The sequence below is a fragment of the Streptomyces sp. NPDC002926 genome (assembly GCF_053591755.1).
Genome location: NZ_JBSFUK010000012.1, coordinates 1 through 22,538 on the forward strand (window position 1 = coordinate 1; position 22,538 = coordinate 22,538).

Sequence of the window (22,538 nt, forward strand, 5' to 3'; positions counted from 1 at the left end):
GGAACCTCGAACCTGCCGAAACAGGCCGGGGTATCAACATATCTGGCGTTGACTTTTGGCACGCTGTTGAGTTCTCAAGGAACGGACGCTTCCTTCAGACCCTTTTCAAAGGGCCCTCCGGGCGCTTCCCTTCGGTGTTTCCAAACTCTATCAGGCTCTTTCGCTCTTCCTGACCACCACCCTGCAGACATGCAGAGGTTTAGACCAGTTAGAATCTCGGCTTGATAGGTGCTGCCGACCGCCGACTCAAAGTCGCGTTGGGGTCAGGCAGGGGTTCGACAGTACAGGCCGCCGGGAGGCGAGGCAAATCGTTTCCGGTGCGCACCTAGGTCCGCCAACTAGCAGCTCTCATGCGGAACTAGGACTTCCTGTGACTTACCCTTCTGAACAGCGCGTCGTTCAGGACAGCCCGCGACGACGCCGTACGAATCTCCGCCCTTGGAGGCTCCATGACCACAGTGACGTCCCCTCTTGCTGGACGTGCCATCGGACTCGCGGCGGTGCCGGATCCGGTGTTCTCCGGTGCGATGGTCGGCCCCGGTACCGCCATCGACCCCGTGCGTGAGCCGTCGGAGGCCGTCGCCCCCGTTGACGGCGTCATTGTCTCCCTGCACCCGCACGCCTTCGTTGTCGTCGACGAGCAGGGTCACGGAGTGCTGACGCACCTCGGCATCGACACTGTTCAGCTCAACGGCCAGGGCTTCGAGCTGCTCGTCAACAAGGGCGACACTGTGCAGCGCGGACAGTCCGTGGTGCGCTGGGACCCGTCGGCCGTCGAGGCTGCCGGGAAGTCCGCCATCTGTCCGATCGTGGCGCTCGAGGCCACGGCCGACTCCCTCTCCGACGTCCGCGAGGACGGCGATGTAAAGGCCGGCGACTCCCTCTTCGCCTGGCAGTAACGCCGACGCCGCGGTGGCGGCGTCAGTTGGACATCCATCGCGGCGGCAGCGGCCGTCGCTCAATCGGAGACGGGTGAAATGCAGACAACGCTGCGAGGCGTCGGCGTGAGCCACGGTGTGGCGATCGGCGAGGTTCGGCACATGGGCACGGCGGTCCTGGAACCGCCTGCCAAGCAGATTCCGGCGGAGGATGCGGAGCGCGAGCAGGGGCGCGCGCGCAAGGCCGTGGAAGCCGTGGCCGCCGACCTGAATGCTCGGGGCAATCTGGCAGGTGGCGAGGCTCAGGCCGTGCTCGAGGCGCAGGCCATGATGGCGCAGGACCCGGAACTCATGGCCGACGTGGATCGGCGCATCGCCGTCGGCAGTACCGCTGAGCGTGCGGTGTACGACGCGCTCGCCGCGTACCGCGCGCTGCTGGCGGGTGCCGGTGAGTACCTGGCCGGACGGGTCGCGGACCTCGATGACGTACGGAACCGGATCGTCGCTCGGCTGCTCGGTGTGCCGATGCCCGGTGTGCCGGACAGCGACGAGCCGTATGTACTGATCGCGCGGGATCTCGCGCCGGCGGACACCGCGCTGCTCGACCCCGCCCTGGTCCTCGGGTTCGTCACCGAAGAGGGCGGTCCGACCAGTCACAGCGCGATTCTGGCGCGGGCGCTCGGAGTGCCCGCCGTGGTGGCGCTGCCGGGCGCCTGTGAGCTGGCCGAGGGCACGCTGATCGCGGTCGACGGCAGCACGGGCGAGATCTTCGTCGAGCCGAGCGACGAGAAGCGCGCGGCGATGGAGCAGTCCGCGGCGGAGCGGAAGGCGGCGCTTGCCGCGACCAGCGGACCGGGTGCGACGTCGGACGGCCACAAGGTGCCGCTGCTGGCCAATGTCGGCGGTCCCGCCGATGTGCCCGCCGCGGTGGAGGCCGGTGCCGAGGGCGTCGGGCTGTTCCGTACGGAATTCCTCTTCCTGGACGACAGCAAGCAGGCGCCGTCCGAGGAGAAGCAGGTCGAGGCGTACCGCAAGGTGCTCGAGGCGTTCCCCGAGGGCCGGGTGGTCGTGCGGGTGCTGGACGCCGGCGCGGACAAGCCGCTCGACTTCCTGACTCCGGCCGACGAGCCGAACCCGGCGTTGGGCGTGCGCGGGCTGCGCAGTCTGCTGGACCACCCCGAGGTGCTGCGGACGCAACTGACGGCGCTGGCCAAGGCCGCCGAGGGTCTGCCGGTGTACCTCGAGGTGATGGCACCGATGGTGGCCGACCGTACGGACGCCAGGGCGTTCGCGGACGCGTGCCGCGAGGCCGGACTGCGGGCGAAGTTCGGTGCGATGGTGGAGATTCCGTCCGCAGCGCTGCGGGCGCGTTCGATCCTGCAGGAGGTCGAGTTCCTCTCGCTGGGGACCAACGACCTCGCGCAGTACACCTTCGCCGCCGACCGTCAGGTGGGTGCGGTGTCGCGGCTGCAGGATCCGTGGCAGCCGGCGCTGCTGGATCTGGTGGCGCTGTCGGCCGAGGCCGCGAAGGCCGAGGGCAAGAGCTGTGGTGTGTGTGGTGAGGCTGCCTCCGATCCACTGCTCGCCTGTGTGCTCACCGGTCTCGGTGTGACTTCGCTGTCCATGGGTGCGGCATCGATTCCGTACGTGCGGGCGACGCTGGCGAAGTACACGCTCGCCCAGTGCGAGCGGGCTGCCGCCGCGGCGCGTGCCGCCGACACCGCCGAGGAGGCCCGGGTGGCCGCCCGGGCGGTGCTCTCCGGCGAGTAGCCGGTAGATCGGCAGGCGGATACCGAAGGGGCTTCCTGCCGGGGACGGCAGGAAGCCCCTTCGGCGTTCAGTGATGGTTCCCCGGGTCGTCGGTGGTGAGGTCGAAGCCCGCGCAGTACTCCACGCCGGGCTCGGGGGACAGCGGTTCGCCGGTGGTGGCGTCGGTGCAGTAGGCGCTGAAGACCTCACCGGCGGTGAGCGGGAGGAGCCGGCCCTGGTGGAGTCGCCAGCCATGGAGGTGGTCCGGGGTGTCGGGAGCGCTCGTACGAAGCACTACTCCGCAAGGGCTCTCGAGGGCGATGCCTGCCGCGAGGACGGTGACGAACTCCGCGCCCTCGGAGGCGTCCAGCTCGGCGGGGGCCGCGGTGGCTCCTTCGGCGTGCAGGACGGCGAGGAGCTGTTCGTCCGGGGCGGGGACGCTGCAGACGAGGTGGTGTGTGCCGGGTCCGGCCTCCTCGAGCAGTCGCATCAGGATGCGGGAGGCCCGGTCGAAGGCGGCCCGGCCGATGTCCTGACCGCAGTCGGCGCACTCTCCGAGGTCGGCGAGGAGCATCGTGCTGTACTCCCAGGTGGCTTTGCGGACTGCCTTGTTGATGAGCTGGGGCAGCAGGCTGTCGAGGGCCTGGCCGGTGTACGGGACGGTGGCGCCGCGGCCGGCGATTTCCGCGGTGTAGCGGGAGCGGCTCATGGCCGCGTCGGGGTCGAGGCCGGCTTCCGCGCAGTACTCCGTGAAGTCCTCGGGGTCGAAGAGGGCGACGGTGGTGTGCAGTTGCCGGGCGGCGAGGGTTCGCAGCAGGTCGTCGATCTGTCGGAGATAACTCGCGTGGTCGTCGAAGGTGAAGGTGCGGTAGCGGCGCATCGCGGTGAAGTCCTGCTCGTCGGCCAGCAGGCCTACGGTGCTGGGGACCTCGCGGCGCAGGGTGCGCCGCATGGCTGCGTTGTTCCTGGCCCGCTGACGCGTGGACCGCGTCGACCGCTTGGGCCGCCTGGACTGCCTCGTGTACGCCATGTCTCCCCCTGAGCGCTGTTGACTACTGGTGACTCACCGTAACTGGCGGCACTGACAACGCGGGGTCGGGCAGCTTGCTCCGTACAAGACGGCTCTGCGCGAAGCAGGTGGCCACAAGTCCGGCACCCAGCAGTGCCCAGCCCGCGGGGCCTGCCGCGATGGCCCCGGTGACGATCAGCGGCCCGGCGCTGCGCTGGGCCGATGCGGCCACGCCGTGCACTCCGAGGTATGCGCCCTGTGCCTCGTCGGGGGCGAGAGCGACGGAGAGTTCCCAGGAGATGGTGGCGTGGAGGATCTCCGCCAGCGTGAGTGCGACGGCGGCGAGGACGAGTGCGGTGGTCGCGAGCCACCGGTTGTCCGCCGCGGACACACTCAGGGCGAGGGTGCCGGCGGCGAAGGCGGCCGCGAGCGGTCCGAGCAGACGCCGGGCGGCCCGCGTGGTGGCGCCGAATCGGGCGAGGGGGATCTGGAGGGCCACCACCATCACGTTGTTCAGGACGAGCAGAAGCGGTGCCAGGCCGTGCGGGGCCTCGGTGGCGTGCACGATCCAGAGCGGCAGCCCGACCATGAAGACGGCATCGTCGAGGAAGAGCACCGCTTCACTGGCCACGTAGAGGAGATACGTACGGTCGCGCCAGGGGTTGGCGGGCCTTGCGGCGACGGTCTTGCGCGCGGATCCGTTGACGACGCGCGACGGGGCGGGGGGCTCGCCGCAGCGCAGGGTGAGGAGGGCGGCGCACACCGAGGTGAGGGCGTTGCCGATCAGGAGTGACTGGTACGCGGTTGTGGTGCCGACGCCGAGCGCGGCTGCGGCGGCGAGGCCGCCGATGGCGAAGCCGGTGTTGCCGACGGTGCGGTTCACCGCTTGGTAGCGGACGCGCGCGGACCCGGCGATGCGGGCGGCGTAGAGCTTGGTGAGGACATTGGCCCCGCGGTCGCCGAGGCTGCCGAGGGCCGCGATGGCCAGCAGCAGCGCGAAGTGGTCGGTGGTGAGCAGGGCCAGGCCCGCGGTGGCGCGCAGCAGCTGGGCGGCGATGAGGACGCGGGTGATGGGCAGCCGGTCGGCGACACGTCCTGCGATCGGTGCGCCCGCGATGCCGATACCGGCGGACACCGCGATGAGAAAGCCCACCTCGGTGAGGGACAGACCCGTGACGTAGGTGAAGTAGAGCGCCTGCGTGGCGGTCCAGAGACCGTTTCCCACCTTGTCGACCAAGGTGATTCCGAGCATGCGACGGCCGTCGCGGCCTCCTGGGATGCGGTCTTTCAGTGCGGCCCGGCGGTGGAGCAGGCTCACCGGTTTCCCCCCTTGACGTGAGTTATGTATTGGTACATAGTTAACTACGTGGCAGCACAATATTCGATCGAGGGTAGGACCGCCAAGGGAATCGCCGCGTCCGTCGAACGGGCCGTGGCGGACGGGGGTTTGGAGCCCGGGGACGCCCTGCCTCCCGTCCGGCGGCTCGCCGACGATCTCGGGGTGAGCGCCGGGACGGTCGCGACGGCGTACAAGGAGCTGCGCCGACGCGGTGTCGTGGTGACGCGTGGACGGGGCGGGACCGTGATCGCCGCGGCGCCGGCCGTCGCGTCCCGGCGGCCGCCGAAGGTGCCCGAGGGGCTGCGGGATCTGGCAGGCGGCCACCCCGATCCGGCCTTCCTCCCGGACTTGGTGCCGCCCGCGCGGCTCTCCCCCGGGGCCCGTTCGCACCGGTCGGCCCCCAGGCTGCCGGAGCTGGAGCACGCGGCCCGGACATGGATCGGCGCCGAAGGGGTGCCGGTCGAGCACGTCACCTTCGCGCACGGGGCACTCGACTGTGTGGCGCGGCTGCTCTCCACCGAGCTGCGGCCGGGCGACACGGTGGCCATGGAGGATCCGGGCTACCACCATCTGCTCGATCTCGTACAGGCGTTGGGTCTGCGATCCGTGGCGGTGGCGGTGGACGACGAGGGCATGCGGCCGGAGGCGCTGAGCGCGGCGCTGCGGGCGGGGGCACGGGCCGTCGTGGCAAGTCCGCGGGCGCAGAATCCGTACGGCGGACGCTTCTCGGCCGGGCGGCGCGACGCACTCGTGGACGTACTGCGGGACTCGCCCGAAGTGCTGGTGATCGAGAACGACCATGCCTCGGACATCTCGGGCGCCCCGCTGCACTCGCTCGCCGCGGGCGGTCTGGCGCGCTGGGCGCATGTCCGGACCGTCACCAAGTATCTGGGAACTGATCTGCGGTGGGCCGCGGCCGCCTGCGATCCGACGACGCTGGCCCGGCACGACGGTCGGCTGCTGCTGACATCCGGCTGGATCAGTCATCTGCTGCAGCGGACCGTGCTCGGGCTGATGACCGATCGGAACACGACGGCACAGGTGGGGCGCGCGCGGACCGCGTACGGGGACCGGCGAGCCGCCCTGGTGGCCGCGCTGGCCTCACATGGTCTCGACGCACATGGTGTGAGCGGGATGAATGTGTGGGTGCCGGTGCGGGACGAGTCGGCCGTCGTCAACGGGCTGCGGTCCAGGGGCTGGTGGGTCGCGGCAGGGGCGCGGTTCCGGATCGCGTCGGGGCCCGGCGTACGGATCACGACGGCGGAGCTGGAGCCGGTGGAGGCGGGAGGGCTGGCCTCGGACTTCGCGGCGGTGCTGGGTGAGTCCGAGGCCACGTACGGGGGGTAGTGCGGTTCTTCGGCCGGGGCCGTCCGGCTGCCGTTCTGTCCTCAATCGGCGGACGGGCTTGATTTCCGGCCCCCTCGCCTCGGAAGCCGTACGGGCTTGGTTTCGAGCTCCTTGCTAGCCGCGTTCGCGCGCGATGTCTTCGTAGAAACGCAGCAGTTCGAGGTTGTCGACCGAGCCGGGGTTGACCGCCTTCGCCAGTGCCGTGCCCTGCAGGAGTCGCTTCACCGGTACCTCGATGCGCTTGCCGGTGAGGGTGTGCGGAACGCCGGGGACCTCGATGATGTCGTCCGGGACATGGCGCGGGGAGAGCTGTTCGCGGATCGTCTGCTTGATGCGCGCCCGCAGGCCGTCGTCGAGGACGGCACCTTCGGCGAGGTGGACGAAGAGCGGCATCCAGTAGCCGCCGTCCGGTTCCTCCAGGCCGATGACCAGCGACTCGCGGATCTCCGGAAGGCGTTCGACGGCTTCGTAGATGTCGGCCGAGCCCATCCGGACACCCTGGCGGTTCAGCGTCGAGTCCGAGCGGCCGTGGATGACGACGGAGCCCCGGTCGGTGATGGTGATCCAGTCGCCGTGCCGCCAGGCGCCGGGGAACATCTCGAAGTAGCTCTCGCGGTAGCGGCTGCCGTCGGGATCGTTCCAGAACCGGATCGGCATGGACGGCATGGGATTGGTGACGACCAGTTCCCCGACCTCGCCGATGAGCGGCTTGCCCTGAGGGTCCCAGGACTGGAGGTCGGTGCCGAGGCAGGCGGCCTGGAGTTCGCCGATGTGCACGGGCAGCGTGGGCACCGCGCCGGCGAAGCAGCTGCACACGTCCGTGCCGCCGCTGACCGAGGCGATCCACAGGTCATCGGCCACCTCGTCGTGCAGCCAGCGGAAGCCGTCGGGCGGGAGCGGGGAGCCGGTGGTGGCGACGCACTTGATGCGGGAGAGGTCGTGGTCGCGCGCGGGGTGGACGTCCGCCTTGCGGCAGGCCATCACGTACGCGGCGGAAGTGCCGAAGAGGGTGGCCCGGGTGCGCTCGGCGATGCGCCACTGGGCGCCGGTGTCGGGATAACCGGGGCTGCCGTCGTACAGGACCACCGTGGTGCCGGTGAGCAGGCCGGAGACGAGGAAGTTCCACATCATCCAGCCGGTGGAGCTGTACCAGAAGAAGCGGTCCTCGGGGCCGAGGTCACAGTGCAGGCCGAGCTGCTTGAAGTGCTCCAGCAGGATGCCGCCCTGCGACTGGACGATGGCCTTCGGCAGGCCCGTCGTCCCGGAGGAATACAGCACCCAGAGCGGGTGGTCGAAGGGGACCTGTTCGAAGACGGGTTCCGTGTCGCCGGAGGTGACCGCGGACCAGTCCAGCGCGCCGTCGGGGGCTTCGGTGCCGAGCAGCGGGATGTGGATCACGGCGCGCAGAGTGGGGAGTTCACGGCGGAGCTCCGCGACGGCCTCGGTGCGGTCGTGTTCCTTGCCGCCGTAGCGGTAACCGTCGACGGTGAACAGGACGACGGGCTCGACCTGCTGGAAGCGGTCGAGGACGCTGCGGGCGCCGAAGTCGGGCGCGCAGGAGGTCCAGACCGCGCCGACGGCCGCGGTGGCGAGCAGGGCGGTGACCGCCTGCGGGATGTTCGGGAGGTAGGCGCCGACGCGGTCTCCGGGGCGTACGCCGAGGGCACGCAGTTCGGCGGCGAGCGCTCCGACCTGGCGGCGCAGCTCCGACCAGCTGATCGGCGTCGGCTCGTGCGTTTCGTCCACATGCAACAGCGCCGCGTCCTGGGCGCGGGCCGGATCCTCGGCGGTGAGCAGCGCATGCTCCGCGTAGTTGAGGGTGGCTCCGGGGAACCACTGGGCGCCGGGCATCGCGGGATCGGCGAGGACACGCTCGTACGGAGTGGAGAACCGCACGTCGAACCAGTCGGCGACCGCCCGCCAGAAGGTCTCGAGCTCGTCGACGGACCATCGGTGCAACGCCGCGTAGCCACCCTCGGCCGGGGCCCCGTGGCGCTCGGCGGCCCAGGCCTGGAATCGGGTGATCCGGGCGGCTGCGATGCGGTCCGGGTCCGGCTGCCAGAGAGGGGCAGGGTTCTCTGCTGAGGTCATGGTGCGGCTCCCGGGTGGCTCTACGCGGTGTCTGCGTGTGTCACGCGCACGAGCGGGGTGTGCGCGTGACACGGCTGACACGGACGATGCCATGTGATCGTCTTTCGCACCAGGGCCCACCACCCATGGCCGGACGAGGGTATATGTGCTCTGACCACGGGTGAACGGGAGTTGAACAAACCCCACCCACGCTCCGGCGGATGACAGGGTGAGCTGCATGGACGGTCGTGGGCTGGTGCGCTCGGTGAAGATCTTCGGAACGGTGCAGGGGCTGCGCGCGGCACGCTCGGCATGGCGGCAACGGCGGACCGACGCCCGGGGGCTGCCCAGCCGGGGAGCGGAGCGGGCCAGGGTGCCGGGACCGGTGAGCGGCGCCGAGTCGCTGCCCGGCGGCGGGGTCATACGGTTCGCCCGTTCGGAGCTGCGCATCCGGGTCGCGGCCGGCGGGGCGGTCTTCTGGGGCTGGGACGGCGCGGAGCCCGAGCCGTCGTACGCGCTGGACGGCGCGCCTCCCGAGCCGGATCCCCGAGCCGCGCTGGAACCCGACAAGGACGGCGGCTGGCGCGTGGTGTCGGAGCGGGTGACGGTCGAGGTCTCCCGGCACGGCGCCGTCGAGATCCGGACGCCCGGTGGTGTCGTACTGCGCCGGGATCTGCCGCCGCGCTGGTGGGAGCCGGTGCAGGGCGGTCCGGCCCGGTGGGTGCAGCGGACCGAAGTGCCTGCGGACGCGCGTTTCTTCGGGCTCGGCGGCCGGGCCGGCGGACCGCGGCTGCGCGACGGCACATACCGCCTGTGGAACACCGACCCCAGGGGCAGCTTCGGTCCCGACGACGACCCGCTGTACATCACCATGCCGGTGCAGCTGGTGGTCGCCGACGCCGGCACCCATCTCGCCTTCCACGACAACTCCTGGGAGGGCCGGGTCACGCTGCGGGAGGGCGAGGAGGGCGCGGGCTCCGGGCACGACCGGCCGGGCACGAGTGAGGTGCGGATGGACGGCGGGCCGCTGCGCTGCTGGGTGGTGGTGGGCACGCCCGCACGTGTACTGACCGGCTGGACCCAGCTGACGGGCGCCCCCGCGCTGCCGCCGTCCTGGGCGCTGGGCCCACAGCACGCCCGGTGGGGATTCGGCAGCGAGCGGGAGGTGCGCCGGATCGCGGCCGGCTACCGGGCGCGGGACCTGCCGCTGTCCGCGGTTCATCTGGACATCGACCACTACGACGCGCATCAGGTCTTCACCGTCGACCGGGAACGATTTCCCGATCTGCCGGCGATGGCCAGGGATCTGCGCGAGGACGGGGTCCGGCTGGTCTCCATCGTCGATCCGGCGGTGAAGGCGGAACCCGGGAACGCGGTGTACGACAGCGGGAAGTCGGCGGGGGCGTTCGTACGGGACGCGCGGGGCGCGGAGGTGCGCGGCGTCGTCTGGCCCGGTGACTGTGTCTATCCGGACTTCACCGATCCGGCGGTCCGCCGGTGGTGGGGCGGGCTTTACGAGGAGCGGCTGGCGCAGGGGTTCTCCGGGGTGTGGCACGACATGAACGAACCGGTGTCCTTCATGCCGTTCGGCGACATGACGCTGCCGCGCTCCGCCAGGCACGTACTGGAGGGGCGAGGAGGCGACCACCGGGAGGCCCACAATGTGTACGGCCTCGCGATGGCACGCGCCGGGTACGAGGGGCTGCGGCAGCTGCGGCCGGATGAGCGGCCGTTCCTCTTCTCGCGCTCCGGCTGGGCGGGTATGCAGCGGTACGGAGGCACCTGGTCGGGAGATGTCTCCACCGGCTGGCCCGGGCTGCGCGCCTCGCTCTCCCTGGTGCTGGGGCTCGGGCTGTGCGGCGTCCCGTACTCCGGTCCGGATGTGGGCGGCTTCGACGGCAGTCCGTCACCGGAGCTGTATCTGCGCTGGTTCCAGCTGGGGGCACAGCTGCCGTTGTTCCGTACGCATGCGGCGATCGACGCGGGGCGCAGGGAGCCGTGGGAGTTCGGCCCGCAGGTTCTCGCGTACGCGAAGGCGGCCCTCGCCGAACGGGAGCGGCTGCGCCCGTACTTCGTCACGCTGGCGCACCTGGCGAGGCGGACCGGGGCACCGTACGCGCGGCCGTTGTGGTGGGCCTCTCCGGAGGACCGGGTGCTGCGCGACTGTGAGGACGCCTTTCTGCTCGGTGACGCGCTGCTCGTCGCGCCGGTGCTGGAGCGCGGGACGGACAGGCGGGCGGTGCGGCTGCCGCGCGGCCGGTGGTACGACACGTCCACGGGGCGGGCGTACGACGGGCCGGGGCAGGTCCTGGTGGACGCGCCTCTGTCACGTATCCCAGTACTGGCCCGGGGCGGCGCGGTGATCCCGGTGCGGGGCGCGGACGGCGGCATGGAGCTGGAGGTGTGGGCACCGGTCGAGGGCCGCAAGGGCGGCGGCCTGGTGGTCCCGGACCTGGGTGACGGCTGGGAGCAGGCGGAGCTTGAGCGGTACACGACCCGGCTGGTGGACGGGCGGGTCGTGGTGGAGCAGATCAAGGGGGACGGGACCGCTCCGCCGCGGTGGCGGGTGAGGGTGCGCGGGCTGGGTGGTCGGCCGTAGGGATATGCGGCTCGCGGCCCGGTCAGCCGTACCGGCCGGCGAACCAGTTCCGTGCGGCGACGGTGTGCAGCGGGAACGCCAGCTCGGCGGGGCCGCGCAGCAGATGCCAGCCGGCCGTCTCGTCCGTGGGCGCCGGGTCCGGGAGGTCCGCGGCAGTGCGTTCCGGCAGCAGGCCGAAGAGGAGCAGATGGCCGTCCGGCGAGCTCAGCGCGTCGGCGAGCCGGACCTCCGCGCGCGCCGCCTCGATCCCGGTCTCCTCCCGCAGCTCCCGCACTACCGCCTGCTGCCAGTCCTCGCCGTGGTCGATGAAGCCGCCGGGCAGCGCGATGCCGCCGCGCTGTGGTTCGATGGTGCGGGTGATGACGACGAGTCCGGTGCCGTCGGCGTCACGGGCCGGAAGCAGCGCGACGGCGACGGGCAGCGGATTGCGGTAAGCGGTCTCGCCGCAGGCCGGGCAGGTACGGGGCCAGCCGGCGACCGGGCCGTACGGCGCTCCGCAGTTGCCGCAGTGGGAGTCCTTGGGCACGCGCGGACTGTACCCGATCACCCTTTCCCGCCGGGCCGGGAACTGGTAAACGGTGGGCGCATGACTGGACTTGCTTCCGCGTTCCGCGCCCTCGGGGCGACGGCCGCCGCGCTCCTCGCCATCACCGCGGCCACCACCCCTTTGGCGCAGGCCCATTCCGAACCGAAGGCACCGAAGGAGTTCGTGGCGCTGCGTACCGTTGACCCGACGATCATCCAGGAGATGCGTTACAGGACCGTGCACAACTTCGTGGGCGAGCCGGTGGACGGCTACCGCCGGCCGCTCTGCATCGTCACCCGGCCCACCGCGCAGGCGCTGCACCGGGCGCAGTCGAAGCTGCTGCGGCAGGGCTACTCACTGAAGGTGTACGACTGCTACCGGCCCCAGCGGGCCGTTGACCACTTCGTGCGGTGGGCGAAGGACCTCGAGGACGAGGCGATGAAAAAGGAGTTCTATCCTCAAGTCGACAAGTCGCGACTGTTCGAGGACGGTTACATAGCGGAGAAGTCCGGGCACAGCCGGGGCAGCACGGTCGATCTCACCATCGTGAAGCTGCCGGCCCTGCCGACCAGGCCGTACGTCCCGGGCGAGCGTCTCGTCCCGTGCTATGCGCCCAAGTCCGAGCGCTTCCCGGACAATTCCGTCGACATGGGGACCGGATTCGACTGCTTCGACACGCTGTCGCACACCGATGACCCCAGGATTCAGGGCAGGCAGCGCGCCAACCGGCAACTGCTGAAGAGCACCCTGGGCGCGGTCGGCTTTGTGAACCTTCCCGAGGAGTGGTGGCACTTCACCTACAAGCCGGAGCCCTTCCCGGACACCTTCTTCGACTTCCCCGTGGCGTGGCGTTCGGTCGCCGGGCACTGAGCGGGACGGCGGGAGCCGGCCGGCGGGAGCCGACTGAGGAGGACAGCCGCGGAGCGGCCGGCCGGGACCACCCCCGTAGACTCCGGCCGGCCGTTCTCTGCTGTCGGACGCACGCGGGCCGTATCCGGTTCTCCGCCGAGGGAATACGGTGCCGGTATGGCGCAGCAGACATTTGATTCGTACGAGGAGTTCTGGCCCTACTACGTCGCGATGCATTCGAGGTCCGCGACCCGCTGGGTCCATCTGACCGGCACGCTGACGGGCCTCGCGGTGAGCGTGTACGGACTGGCGCGTGGGCGGAAGCGATATGCGGCCGCTCTGCCGCTGATCGGTTACGGGACCGCCTGGCCGGCGCATTTCTTCATCGAGAAGAACAACCCCGCCACCTTCGGGCATCCCGCCTGGTCACTGCGGGGCGACGTGCAGATGATCCGGATGATGCTGGCGGGCCGGGACGGTGAACTGGCCGAGATCGCCGACAAGTGGCTCGCCGGGAACCGCTGACCCGTGGCACACTTCTGACGTTCCGTCAGATTGCGGTGCCGGGGAGGAACCTTGAAGCGCACGCCCGTGGTGGCCGGATGGTTCACACAGGACAGCGGTGAGGAGGACTTCCGACTACTGGGCACCCGCTGTACGGCCTGCTCCTCGGTGTTCTTCCCGCGTGAGGACTCGTACTGCCGCAACCCCGCCTGCGCGGGCGGCGAGTTGGCGGAGGTGCAGCTCTCCAAGCGGGGACGGGTGTGGTCGTACACGGACGGGCGCTACCGTCCGCCCGCTCCGTACGTGTCCGACCCGGCCGCGGAGTGGAAGCCGTACGCGCTTCTCGCCGTCGAGCTCGAGGCTGAGCGGATGGTCGTCCTCGGTCAGGCCGTGCCGGGTGTGACCGTCGCGGAACTGGCGGTCGGCATGGAGGTCGAGGTCGTACCCGGTGTGCTCAACGAGGACGCGGGGACCGTCTGGACGACCTGGCACTGGCGGCCCGTGGAGACTGCGTCATGACCGGCGATGTGGCGGTCCTCGGGGCCGGAATGCATCCCTGGGGCAAATGGGGGCGCAGTTTCGTCGAGTACGGCACGACAGCGGCCAGGGCGGCACTGGCCGACGCCGGGATCGACTGGCAGCAGGTGCGGTCGGTGGTCGGCGCGGACACGGTGCGCTGCGGCTATCCCGGGTATGTGGCGGGGGCGACGTTCGCACAGGCGCTGGGCTGGCAGGGGGCACGCGTCACCAGCGTCTACGCGGCGTGCGCCTCGGGTGCGCAGGCGATCAACACCGCACGTTCCCAGATCCTGGCCGGGATGGCCGATGTGGTGCTGGTGGTGGGCGCGGACTCGGCGCCGAAGGGTTTCTTCGCACCGGCCGGAGGCGATCGGCCGGACGACCCCGACTGGCTGCGCTTCCGGGTGCTGGGCGCGACCAACCCGGCGTACTTCGGGCTCTACGCACGCCGCCGTATGGCTCTGTACGGGGACACTCCGGAAGACTTCGCGCTGGTCAAGGTCAAGAACGCGGCGGCGGGCGCGCTCAACCCCAACGCCCGCTACCGCAGGACCGTTTCGGCCGAGGACGTCGCCGCCTCCCCGGTGGTCGCCGATCCGCTGCGGCTGCTCGACATCTGCGCGACTTCCGACGGCGCCGCCGCGCTGGTGCTGTGCAGCATGGACTTCGCGCGTCGGCACGGGGCCGCCGATCCGGTCCGGATCCGCGCGGTCTCCACCGTCACGCCGACCTATCCGAAGGCCGTACTCGACCTTCCGGACATCGCGACCGACTCGGCGGCCGCGATGGGGCCCTCTCCGCGCTCCTTTCGCGCGTCGATCGCACTGGCCGCGTACGAGGAGGCGGGCATCGGACCCGACGACCTCTCGCTCGCCGAGGTGTACGACCTCTCCACAGCCCTGGAGCTGGAGTGGTACGAGGACATCGGTCTGTGCGGCGCGGGTGAAGGAGCCAAGCTCGTACGCGAAGGTGCCACGGCTCTCGGCGGGCGCGTCCCGGTGAACGTAAGCGGCGGGCTGGCGTCCTTCGGTGAAGCCGTGCCGGCCCAGGCCATCGCACAGGTCTGCGAGCTGACCTGGCAGCTCCGGGGTGCGGCCGGAGAGCGCCAGGTACCGGGAGCCCGTGCCGGGATCACCGCGAACCAGGGGCTTTTCGGCCATGGTTCGGCGGTCGTCGCCGTTCGCTGAACAGACCTGCCAGGCGTACTCCCGCTGCCTTACGTTCCCCGCTAGCGTGTCAACGCACCGGTCGTGAACTGCACTTGCTGTCAACGACCTTGACGACCCATCACGGCCGGTGAACACTGCCTCATCGTCGGCATCGCCGCACTTGTGCACGCTCACCACGCTCGTCACGGACACCGGCGGGTACGGGACTCCCCCTGCCTTGTGATCCGTAGCCATGGAACGCCATGGAGCACGAATGCCATGGAGCACGCACCCTGCACGGAGGACCGTGGCAGGGCCCCGGGCGAGGGCCTAGGAGTTGCCATGAGCAATGGAGACATTTTCGTCGGTGAGGTCATCGGCACCGCGATACTCATCCTCTTCGGCGCGGGCGTCTGCGCCGCCGTCACGCTTCACCACTCCAAGGCGAAGGCCGCGGGCTGGGTCGTCATCGCCTTCGGCTGGGGTTTCGGTGTGCTGGCCGGCGCGTACACCGCCGCTCCGCTGTCGGGTGGTCATCTCAATCCGGCCGTGACGCTGGGAGTCGCCGTGGACACCGGGGAGTGGGACAAGGTTCCGCTGTACATCCTCGGGCAGATGGTCGGCGCGACCCTCGGCGCCGTACTCGCCTATCTCGTCTACTTCGCTCAGTTCCGGGCCAACGCGGAGGAGACGAACGCACAGCCCACGCTCGGGATCTTCTCGACCAGCCCGGAGATCCGCAGTCCGGCCGCCAACCTGATCACCGAGATCATCGCGACGATCGGTCTGGTGCTCCCGATACTGGCCTTCGGCAAGAACGACGGCATCGGTATCGGCCAGATCCCCGGGCAGAACGCCGGGATCTATGGCTCCGGCATCTCCATCCTGCTGGTGTCGCTGCTGGTCGTCGGTATCGGACTCTCACTCGGCGGGCCGACCGGCTACGCCATCAACCCGGCTCGCGACCTGGGGCCGCGCATCACACACGCACTGCTGCCGATCCCCAACAAGGGAACATCCGACTGGGGTTACGCCTGGGTGCCGGTGGCCGGACCCGTGATCGGCGGGCTGCTGGCCGGCCTCATTTTCAACGCTGCCTTCTAGGCCTTCAGGCCGCTTCGACAAGGGGACGTCATGACGGAAAAATTCGTCGCCGCAATCGACCAGGGCACCACATCCAGCCGCTGCATCATCTTCGACCAGGACGGCGCGATCGTCGCCGTCGACCAACGCGAGCACCGTCAGATCTTCCCCAAGCCCGGCTGGGTGGAGCACGACGCCACCGAAATCTGGTCCAAGGTCCAGGCCGTGGTGGCGGGAGCCATCGCCAAGGCCGGGCTGCGCACCGACCAGCTCAGTGCGCTCGGTATCACCAACCAGCGGGAGACGACGGTCCTGTGGGACCGGGCGACCGGTAAGCCGGTGCACAACGCGATCGTCTGGCAGGACACCCGTACCGCCGCGCTCTGCCATGAACTGGGCGGCACGGACGGGCAGGACCGTTTCCGTGACACGACCGGACTACCGCTGGCCAGCTACTTCTCGGGGCCCAAAGCGGCCTGGCTGCTGGACAATGTGCCCGGACTGCGCAGCCGGGCCGAACGCGGTGAGATCGCCTTCGGCACCATCGACTCCTGGCTGATCTGGAACCTCACGGGCGGTACGGACGGGGGCGTCCACGTCACCGATGTGACCAACGCTTCCCGCACCATGCTGATGAACCTGCAGAGCCTCGAGTGGGATCCGGAGATCCTGTCGGCGATGAACGTGCCGCAGGCGATCCTTCCCGAGATCAGGTCCTCGGCGGAGGTGTACGGAACGGCTGTCGGCCAGCTCTCCGGCGTGCCGGTGGCATCCGCGCTCGGCGACCAGCAGGCCGCGATCTTCGGGCAGGCCTGCTACGACACCGGCACGGCCAAGAACACCTACGGCACCGGCAGCTTCCTGCTGCTCAATACCGGTAACCGGCCCGTGCCCTCGAAGAGCGGGCTGATCACCACCCTGGGCTACAAGATCGGCGACGAGGCGCCGGTGTACTGCCTGGAGGGGTCGATCGCCATCACAGGCGCCCTGGTGCAGTGGTTCCGGGACCAGCTCGGCATCATCCGCAGCGCGGACGAGATCGAGACGCTGGCCGCCAGTGTGGACGACAACGGCGGCGCGTACATCGTCCCGGCGTTCTCCGGGCTCTTCGCCCCGTACTGGCGCTCCGACGCACGCGGCGTGATCACCGGCCTGACCAGGTATGTCACCAAGGCCCATCTGGCGCGGGCGGTGCTGGAGGCGACCAGCTGGCAGACGCGTGAGGTCGTGGACGCGATGTACCAGGACTCCGGGGTGCAGATCACCACGCTCAAGGTGGACGGCGGCATGACCTCCAACAACCTGCTGATGCAGCATCAGGCGGATGTGCTGGGCGTACCGGTGATCCGGCCGAAGGTCTCGGAGACCACCTGCCTCGGGGCCGCGTACGCGGCGGGGCTGGCGACCGGTGTCTGGTCCGGCCTCGATGAGCTCAAGGCGCACTGGAAGCGCGATGTCGAGTGGTCGCCGCGGATGGAGGCGCAGACCCGCGAGCGCGAGTACCACAATTGGCGCAAGGCGGTGGAGCGGAGCTTCGGCTGGGAGGAGGCCGGCGGCCAGTCCTGAGCGACGCGCCTCTTGGGCCCTCGCTCCTGAGCAGGCGCTCCTGAGGGGGCTCGCTGACGAGGCGGGTGCTCCCAGGCCGGCGCGCTGAGGAGCCGGTGCTCCCGGCCGGTGTTCGTGAGCCGGCCGCGAAGAGCTCACGGCCCGTACCCCAGTCGGTGGGGGTACGGGCCGTGTCGCTGCGGGGTCCGCCTCTGCCGGGATCGCCGGATGAGGTGGTGGCGTTCTCAGGTGGTGGCGTGCTCGCGCCGGCGGTCGGCGCGCGTCAGGGCGTGCTCCACCACCGCCACCAGCACCTCCTTGACCGACTCGCGTTCGCGCGCGTCGGTCATCAGCAGCGGCACCTCGGAGTCGAGATCCAGCGCGGCACGCACGCTCTCGCCGGGGAAACGGCCCGCCCCTTCGAAGCAGTTGACGGCCACGGTGAAGGGGATGCCACGGCGTTCGAAGTAGTCGATCGCCGCGAAGGAGTCCTCCAGGCGGCGGGTGTCGGCGAGGACGACCGCGCCCAGCGCGCCCTGCGCGAGCTCGTCCCACAGGAACCAGAAACGGTCCTGCCCCGGTGTGCCGAAGAGATACAGCACCAGGTCCTCGCGGAGCGTGATGCGCCCGAAGTCCATGGCGACCGTGGTGGTCGTCTTGTTCTCGACGCCTTCGGTGTCGTCGACGGGGCGGCCCGCCTCACTCAGCGTCTCCTCGGTACGCAGCGGTCTGATCTCGCTGACCGCACCCACCAAGGTCGTCTTGCCCACGCCGAATCCGCCCGCCACCAGGATCTTCAACGTCACCGGTTCGACAGGTGGCTTTCGGCGGCTAGAGCGCCCGAAGACCATTGATCACCTCGCGGAGAATGCTCACGTCCGGCAGTTCGGCCGGCGGAACGGGACGGGTTACATGCACCAGCGCGTCCTCGACGAGGTCGCCGACGAGGACCCGGACGACTCCGACGGGAAGGTCCAGGGTAGCCGCGAGTTCGGCTATCGACTGAGGGGTGTCGCCACAGCGCTCGACTATCTCGACATGCTCCGGCGAGAGCGACTGGTCGTTGCCGGGGTCGTCGGCCGCGAGCTCCGGGACGACCAGAGCGATCAGGTCGAGGCGGTGCCGGGTCGCGCTGCTCGTCCGTCCGCGTGTCATCGCGTACGGACGGACCACGGGGCCGGCTTCGGCATCGAAGAAGTGGTGGGGCTGCTGAGCGTACTGAGCTGACTCACTCATGCCATCCACTCACCCTCCGGTGCGCAGACCGGTCCGTGGCGCGGTGGTGAGGTGGACGCCGACGCGCTTGACCATGAGGGTCATCTCGTACGCGACCTGGCCGACGTCGGAGTCGGCGTCGGCGAGCACGGCGAGACAGCTGCCGTCGCCCGCCGCCGTGACGAACAGGAAGGCCTCGTCCAGCTCCACGACGGTCTGCCGGACCCTGCCTGCCTCGAAGTGGCGGCCGACGCCCTTGGCCAGGCTGTGGAATCCCGAGGCCACAGCGGCGAGATGCTCACTGTCCTCACGGGTGAGATCCCGGGACGTGCCGGTGGCCAGTCCGTCGCTGGAGAGCACAAGTGCCTTGCGGATGCTGGCGACGCGGTCGACCAGCTCGTCAAGCAGCCAGTTGAGTTCGCCGGAGCCGTTGGTGGTCGGATAGCCGCCGTTGGCGGTCGGGTGGGCGTTGGATGCGGCGTGCGGTGCGGTCATCGACCGTCCCCCTCAGATGTGGTTCCTGGTGCGGTCTCGCCGGGGCCGGCGGCCTGGTCGGTGGCCTCGGCCTCTTCGGCGTTCTGCAGGCGGCCGCGCTGCCAGCCGCGCTGCATTGAAGCCATGCGGTTGCGCACTTCTTCCGCGTCCCGCTCGATGTCCTGCTCGGTTGCCGGTGCGGGCGGCTGCCCGGCAGCGCCGGACGTCTCCCGGAGCTGAGGGGCGAGGCTGGCCTGGCGGACCCGACGGGGCAGGCCGTCGGGCGTGGCCGGGGCCGGTCCTGCGGCGGGTCGCGGGGCGGGGGCTGGTGGGCGTCCCGGAGTAGGTACGGATGTCGGTTCCGGATTGGGTACGGGTGAGGGTGAGGGTACCGGCGTGGGTCCCGGCCAGGCAGCGGGGCGTGGACCGGGGACCGGCGCGGGCGGAGGCTCCGCCGCGCGCGCGGGTCCCGGGGCCGGGGCGGGGTGGGTACGACCCCGCTCGTCCACCCTGCGGCCGTTGTCGGTGACCAGCGTCGGGGGCTTGCGGCGCGGCAGTGGCACCGGGCCGCCGATCGGGCCCGGCGACTGGTCCCGCGCCTGCTGGTGCTGCTCGTCCGGGGTTTCGCGACGGCGGTCCCGGCCGCGGGCGCGGAAGATTCCGCCGCGTTCGCTCTCCGTGTCCTCGATGTCGGCGAGCGAGCCGCCTCCGCCGAGGACCGGCCGGTCGTCAAAGCCCAAGGCGCCAACAGGCGCCTCCAGTTCGACGGGGCCGTCCAGCAGGGTGGAGCCGCTCAGACCGGTGGGTACCTTGGCGAGCGCCGGGTGCCTGCCGTCGCTGCCGCGGCGTCCGGCCGCACTCTCGCTCTTGCGGTCGAGGCGGAAGCCGGTGCCCTGGGTTTCCGGAGCCTCGGTCAGCAGGGCCGCGGGAATGAAGACGACCGCGGTGGTCCCTCCGTACGGGGAGGGCTGCAGCGAGACCCGGACGTTCTGGCGCTGGGCGAGCCGGCTGACGACGAAGAGGCCGAGCCGGTCGGTGTCGGAGAGCTCGAACTCGGGGGTCTCGGCGAGCCGCAGATTGGCGTCCAGCAGCCCTTCCGGGGCCATGCCCAGGCCGCGGTCGTGGATTTCGAGGGTGAAGCCGTTGGCGACCCGCTCGCCGTGCACCTGGACGGCGGTGTGCGGGGGCGAGAACACCGTCGCGTTCTCAAGGAGTTCGGCGATGAGATGAGTGAGGTCCGCGACCGCCGGACCGCCGACCCCGATACGCGGCAGCCGCCGCACCTCGATGCGCTCGTAGTCCTCGACCTCGGCGACCGCGGCCCGTACGACGTCCATCAGCTGGATCGGCTTGCGCCACTGGCGGGACGGGGCGGCGCCGGACAGGATCACCAGGCCCTCGGCGTGCCGGCGCATACGGGTGGTGAGGTGGTCGAGGCGGAACAGGTCCGCGAGTTCCTCGGTGTCCTCGGTGCGCCGCTCCATGGTGTCGAGGAGCGTGAGCTGGCGGTGCAGGAGGACCTGGTTGCGGCGGGCGAGGTTGACGAAGACCTCGGAGACTCCGCGGCGCATGTCGGCCTGGCGGACAGCGGCCTCGACGGCAGCCCGCTGAAGGGTGTTGAGCGCCTGGCCCGCCTGGCCTATCTCGTCCTTGTCGTAGTCCAGACGCGGGGCCTCGGTCTCGACGTCGACGTGCTCGCCGGCGGCGAGACGGCGCATCACGCTGGGGAGACGGACACCGGAGACCTCGTGGGCCTCCTTGCGCAGCCGGGAGAGGTCGCGGACAAGGTCACGGCCGATGCGTACGGAGACGATCACCGAGACGAGGAGGGCGAGGAAGCCGAGTACGCCCGCGATACCCGCCTTGACGAAGACGTTGTACGCCGAGGGCTCGACCCGGTGCTGGTAGCGGACGCCCGCTTCCTCGGCCTCTCGGGCGAGGTCGTCGAGGACTGGTGCGGCCGCGGACTGCCAGCGCCCGGCTTCGGACGCGCCCGCGTCGCTGACCGGGCCGGCCTGGATGAGGCGTTCCTCGGCGTCCCGCAGCGGCGCGGTCTCGGGGCTGCTCCAGTACTGCTCGTAGATCTCGCGTTCCTTGGCGGGCAGAACTTCGAGGCTGGTCTCGTAGTACAGCTCGCGCTTGGCCACAAAGTCGGAGAGCGAACGGATCTCATCGGCGGTGATCTTGCGGGTGGTGAGCGAGGAGGCGATCAACGCGTCCTCGCGGGAGAGCATTTCGGCGGCGCGGACGAGGCCGACGAGCGCGCGGCCCTGGCGCTCCATTTCGACGTCGCTGAGTGCATGGAGCGTCAGCAGGAAGCTGTAACAGGGGTCGACGAGCCGGTTGTAGAACTCCAGGGCCTGGCTGCGGGAGACCGTGCCCGCCTCCACGGAGCGGCGCAGAGCGCCCAGGCCGTCGAGTTCGTCGAGGAGGGAGCTGAGCTTCTGCGAAGTGTCGGGCCGCATGTCGTCGCGGATTCCGGACTTCTTCAGATTCGTTTTGATCTTGGCGACGGCCCGGTCGGTGGCCGCGCGCCGATCGCGCAGAGAGGGCAGAGCGTCGGAAGCTCTGCGGTCCGCAAGGTAGATGAGAGTCTGACGGCGTTCCTTCTGGATGACGACGACGGTGTCCGCGACCGGATGACCGACCTCCTCCACCACGGCAGTGACATCCAGGAGCTGACCAGCCTCCCGACCGGTCAGTACGGTGGCGAAGCCCCAGAGCGCGGTGAGGGAGACAAGCGGCACCAGCAGCAACGCCACGATCTTCCGGCGGATGGACTTCCCGCGAAAGCGCATGGCCTCCCCCTGATCAACCCCCGCACGATTGCGGGTGGTGTTCCGTCAACAAACGGCGTGAGCCTACTACTGTCACACTGACAACTCGAAGGCGCGTCCGGATGTTTTTCGGCCGACGACAGACGCGTTGATCATGGGTTGTCCTGGTATTCGGGGAGATGGCATTCCGGCGACGGCGGACCTCGCCTGGCGGCACGTCATCTTTCGGACCGTCACAGATGGCTGGAATTCTTCGCTCTGCGGGAATCATCCGCCCTGCTCAATCGTCAATCAGTACGGGGACTCGGAGATCCGCAGGCGCCGCGCACATCGCATTCGGTTCGGCTTCGCTCCGCCTTTCGATTCGGCAGCGGGAGTAGAGCAGCGGAATCCGGGCACCCACCCCTGAAGTCGGACAGAGGTGGGAGTGACAGGGTCCATGGACAGGGACGAGCGTCGCGGCGTGGTGCGGGCGACGAGTTATGCGGATGTCCCACGGCAGCTCTGGGTGGAGGAGCCGGCGGTCAGCAGACGCATGGCCGATCCGGTCCGTACGGCAGCGGTCCGCGCGGTGATCATCGCTTCACTGACGATGATTCAGGGGATGGTCGCCTTCCTCTGCACGCTCACCGGATCCTGGCTGGCCTTCCCGATGGTGCTCAGCAGCGTGGGCAGCACGGTGGTGGCGACGTGGGCGGTGCTGGACGTCTGGGTGACCCGCCAGGTGTGGAACCAGCGCAATGGTGTGGTGTCCATACCGAGCAGCACGGCGCGGCAGCTGCGACGTGAGCGCCGCACGGCGCGCCGGACGGCCAGGGCGGACGCCCGCCAGGCCGAGCGGATACGGCGAAGCGGCTCGGGCAGGCTCTCGCGAGCCTGAGCGGCCGCGCCTCATCGGTGATGTGCG

19 protein-coding genes are annotated in these 22,538 nt (G+C 70.2%); 11 read left to right on the forward strand and 8 right to left on the reverse strand.

Annotation, left to right across the window (positions count from 1 at the left end; translation table 11 throughout):
- Positions 1–449: 449 nt before the first annotated feature.
- Together ACWDZ6_RS19895 and ptsP are read left to right on the forward strand one after the other, a co-directional pair.
- Positions 450–899 carry a PTS sugar transporter subunit IIA gene (locus ACWDZ6_RS19895; RefSeq protein ID WP_451503910.1) on the forward strand — a complete coding sequence of 150 codons (450 nt, stop codon included), beginning with the start codon at positions 450–452 and terminating at the stop codon, positions 897–899.
- 78 nt (positions 900–977) lie between these two features.
- Entirely contained in the window at positions 978–2,648 is a 1,671-nt protein-coding gene (ptsP, locus tag ACWDZ6_RS19900) for a phosphoenolpyruvate--protein phosphotransferase (protein WP_451503911.1), read from the forward strand.
- Positions 2,649–2,715: 67 nt separating this feature from the next.
- Here the strand turns inward: ptsP and ACWDZ6_RS19905 are convergent, their stop codons facing one another.
- Entirely contained in the window at positions 2,716–3,657 is a 942-nt protein-coding gene (locus tag ACWDZ6_RS19905) for a hypothetical protein (protein WP_451503912.1), read from the reverse strand.
- Between the two features lie 22 nt (positions 3,658–3,679).
- On the reverse strand, positions 3,680–4,954 hold the full coding sequence (locus ACWDZ6_RS19910) for an MFS transporter (protein WP_451503913.1): 1,275 nt from the start codon (positions 4,952–4,954) through the stop codon (positions 3,680–3,682).
- A gap of 48 nt (positions 4,955–5,002) precedes the next feature.
- Here ACWDZ6_RS19910 and ACWDZ6_RS19915 point away from each other — a divergent pair, with 48 nt between their 5' ends.
- Positions 5,003–6,322, forward strand: a complete 1,320-nt coding sequence (locus ACWDZ6_RS19915) for an aminotransferase class I/II-fold pyridoxal phosphate-dependent enzyme (protein WP_451503914.1) — start codon at positions 5,003–5,005, stop codon at positions 6,320–6,322.
- Positions 6,323–6,436: 114 nt separating this feature from the next.
- Here the strand turns inward: ACWDZ6_RS19915 and ACWDZ6_RS19920 are convergent, their stop codons facing one another.
- The gene (locus tag ACWDZ6_RS19920) at positions 6,437–8,413 is read right to left on the reverse strand and encodes an acetoacetate--CoA ligase (RefSeq protein ID WP_451503915.1); all 1,977 of its coding nucleotides are present in this window, start codon (positions 8,411–8,413) and stop codon (positions 6,437–6,439) included.
- 217 nt (positions 8,414–8,630) lie between these two features.
- On the opposite strand from ACWDZ6_RS19920, the gene ACWDZ6_RS19925 reads away from it, so the two are divergent.
- On the forward strand, positions 8,631–10,991 hold the full coding sequence (locus tag ACWDZ6_RS19925) for a glycoside hydrolase family 31 protein (protein WP_451503916.1): 2,361 nt from the start codon (positions 8,631–8,633) through the stop codon (positions 10,989–10,991).
- A gap of 22 nt (positions 10,992–11,013) precedes the next feature.
- Here the strand turns inward: ACWDZ6_RS19925 and ACWDZ6_RS19930 are convergent, their stop codons facing one another.
- On the reverse strand, positions 11,014–11,517 hold the full coding sequence (locus ACWDZ6_RS19930) for an NUDIX domain-containing protein (RefSeq protein ID WP_451503917.1): 504 nt from the start codon (positions 11,515–11,517) through the stop codon (positions 11,014–11,016).
- A gap of 60 nt (positions 11,518–11,577) precedes the next feature.
- On the opposite strand from ACWDZ6_RS19930, the gene ACWDZ6_RS19935 reads away from it, so the two are divergent.
- The 6 genes from ACWDZ6_RS19935 (at position 11,578) to glpK (ending at position 17,186) form a co-directional block, all read left to right on the forward strand.
- A complete protein-coding gene (locus ACWDZ6_RS19935; protein ID WP_451503918.1) occupies positions 11,578–12,387 on the forward strand; it encodes a M15 family metallopeptidase in 810 nt (269 codons plus the stop codon).
- Positions 12,388–12,543: 156 nt separating this feature from the next.
- Positions 12,544–12,891: a DUF962 domain-containing protein gene (locus ACWDZ6_RS19940; protein WP_366734332.1), complete on the forward strand. Its 348-nt coding sequence runs from the start codon at positions 12,544–12,546 to the stop codon at positions 12,889–12,891.
- 66 nt (positions 12,892–12,957) lie between these two features.
- Positions 12,958–13,389 carry a Zn-ribbon domain-containing OB-fold protein gene (locus ACWDZ6_RS19945; RefSeq protein WP_326655101.1) on the forward strand — a complete coding sequence of 144 codons (432 nt, stop codon included), beginning with the start codon at positions 12,958–12,960 and terminating at the stop codon, positions 13,387–13,389.
- A complete protein-coding gene (locus ACWDZ6_RS19950) occupies positions 13,386–14,576 on the forward strand; it encodes a lipid-transfer protein (RefSeq protein WP_451503919.1) in 1,191 nt (396 codons plus the stop codon). The genes ACWDZ6_RS19945 and ACWDZ6_RS19950 overlap by 4 nt, the downstream gene beginning before the upstream one ends.
- Before the next feature lie 303 nt (positions 14,577–14,879).
- Entirely contained in the window at positions 14,880–15,641 is a 762-nt protein-coding gene (locus tag ACWDZ6_RS19955) for an MIP/aquaporin family protein (protein ID WP_366734335.1), read from the forward strand.
- 30 nt (positions 15,642–15,671) lie between these two features.
- Positions 15,672–17,186, forward strand: a complete 1,515-nt coding sequence (gene glpK, locus ACWDZ6_RS19960; RefSeq protein WP_451503920.1) for a glycerol kinase GlpK — start codon at positions 15,672–15,674, stop codon at positions 17,184–17,186.
- A 224-nt stretch (positions 17,187–17,410) separates the two neighbouring features.
- On the opposite strand, the gene ACWDZ6_RS19965 is transcribed toward glpK, so the two are convergent.
- From ACWDZ6_RS19965 to ACWDZ6_RS19980, 4 genes are read right to left on the reverse strand one after another with little or no spacing between them, the layout of a single operon-like run.
- Positions 17,411–18,016, reverse strand: a complete 606-nt coding sequence (locus ACWDZ6_RS19965; protein ID WP_326648505.1) for a GTP-binding protein — start codon at positions 18,014–18,016, stop codon at positions 17,411–17,413.
- Complete coding sequence (locus ACWDZ6_RS19970) at positions 17,997–18,401, reverse strand: DUF742 domain-containing protein (protein WP_326648506.1); 405 nt, start codon at positions 18,399–18,401, stop codon at positions 17,997–17,999. Before ACWDZ6_RS19970 ends, ACWDZ6_RS19965 begins: the two co-directional genes overlap by 20 nt.
- A 9-nt stretch (positions 18,402–18,410) precedes the next feature.
- On the reverse strand, positions 18,411–18,875 hold the full coding sequence (locus ACWDZ6_RS19975) for a roadblock/LC7 domain-containing protein (protein ID WP_451503921.1): 465 nt from the start codon (positions 18,873–18,875) through the stop codon (positions 18,411–18,413).
- Complete coding sequence (locus ACWDZ6_RS19980; protein WP_451503922.1) at positions 18,872–21,652, reverse strand: sensor histidine kinase; 2,781 nt, start codon at positions 21,650–21,652, stop codon at positions 18,872–18,874. The genes ACWDZ6_RS19975 and ACWDZ6_RS19980 overlap by 4 nt, the downstream gene beginning before the upstream one ends.
- A 418-nt stretch (positions 21,653–22,070) precedes the next feature.
- Here ACWDZ6_RS19980 and ACWDZ6_RS19985 point away from each other — a divergent pair, with 418 nt between their 5' ends.
- The gene (locus tag ACWDZ6_RS19985) at positions 22,071–22,511 is read left to right on the forward strand and encodes a hypothetical protein (RefSeq protein ID WP_389182673.1); all 441 of its coding nucleotides are present in this window, start codon (positions 22,071–22,073) and stop codon (positions 22,509–22,511) included.
- Positions 22,512–22,538 lie beyond the last annotated feature (27 nt).

Bases quoted from the DNA above. Each gene is read 5' to 3' on its own strand.
- ACWDZ6_RS19975 (WP_451503921.1), bottom strand. From the start codon at position 18,875: ATGACCGCACCGCACGCCGCATCCAACGCCCACCCGACCGCCAACGGC.
- ACWDZ6_RS19985 (WP_389182673.1), top strand. From the start codon at position 22,071: ATGGACAGGGACGAGCGTCGCGGCGTGGTGCGGGCGACGAGTTATGCG.
- ptsP (WP_451503911.1), top strand. From the start codon at position 978: ATGCAGACAACGCTGCGAGGCGTCGGCGTGAGCCACGGTGTGGCGATC.
- ACWDZ6_RS19895 (WP_451503910.1), top strand. From the start codon at position 450: ATGACCACAGTGACGTCCCCTCTTGCTGGACGTGCCATCGGACTCGCG.
- ACWDZ6_RS19950 (WP_451503919.1), top strand. From the start codon at position 13,386: ATGACCGGCGATGTGGCGGTCCTCGGGGCCGGAATGCATCCCTGGGGC.
- ACWDZ6_RS19920 (WP_451503915.1), bottom strand. From the start codon at position 8,413: ATGACCTCAGCAGAGAACCCTGCCCCTCTCTGGCAGCCGGACCCGGAC.
- ACWDZ6_RS19940 (WP_366734332.1), top strand. From the start codon at position 12,544: ATGGCGCAGCAGACATTTGATTCGTACGAGGAGTTCTGGCCCTACTAC.
- ACWDZ6_RS19955 (WP_366734335.1), top strand. From the start codon at position 14,880: ATGAGCAATGGAGACATTTTCGTCGGTGAGGTCATCGGCACCGCGATA.
- glpK (WP_451503920.1), top strand. From the start codon at position 15,672: ATGACGGAAAAATTCGTCGCCGCAATCGACCAGGGCACCACATCCAGC.
- ACWDZ6_RS19905 (WP_451503912.1), bottom strand. From the start codon at position 3,657: ATGGCGTACACGAGGCAGTCCAGGCGGCCCAAGCGGTCGACGCGGTCC.
- ACWDZ6_RS19970 (WP_326648506.1), bottom strand. From the start codon at position 18,401: ATGAGTGAGTCAGCTCAGTACGCTCAGCAGCCCCACCACTTCTTCGAT.
- ACWDZ6_RS19980 (WP_451503922.1), bottom strand. From the start codon at position 21,652: ATGCGCTTTCGCGGGAAGTCCATCCGCCGGAAGATCGTGGCGTTGCTG.
- ACWDZ6_RS19965 (WP_326648505.1), bottom strand. From the start codon at position 18,016: ATGGTCTTCGGGCGCTCTAGCCGCCGAAAGCCACCTGTCGAACCGGTG.
- ACWDZ6_RS19935 (WP_451503918.1), top strand. From the start codon at position 11,578: ATGACTGGACTTGCTTCCGCGTTCCGCGCCCTCGGGGCGACGGCCGCC.
- ACWDZ6_RS19925 (WP_451503916.1), top strand. From the start codon at position 8,631: ATGGACGGTCGTGGGCTGGTGCGCTCGGTGAAGATCTTCGGAACGGTG.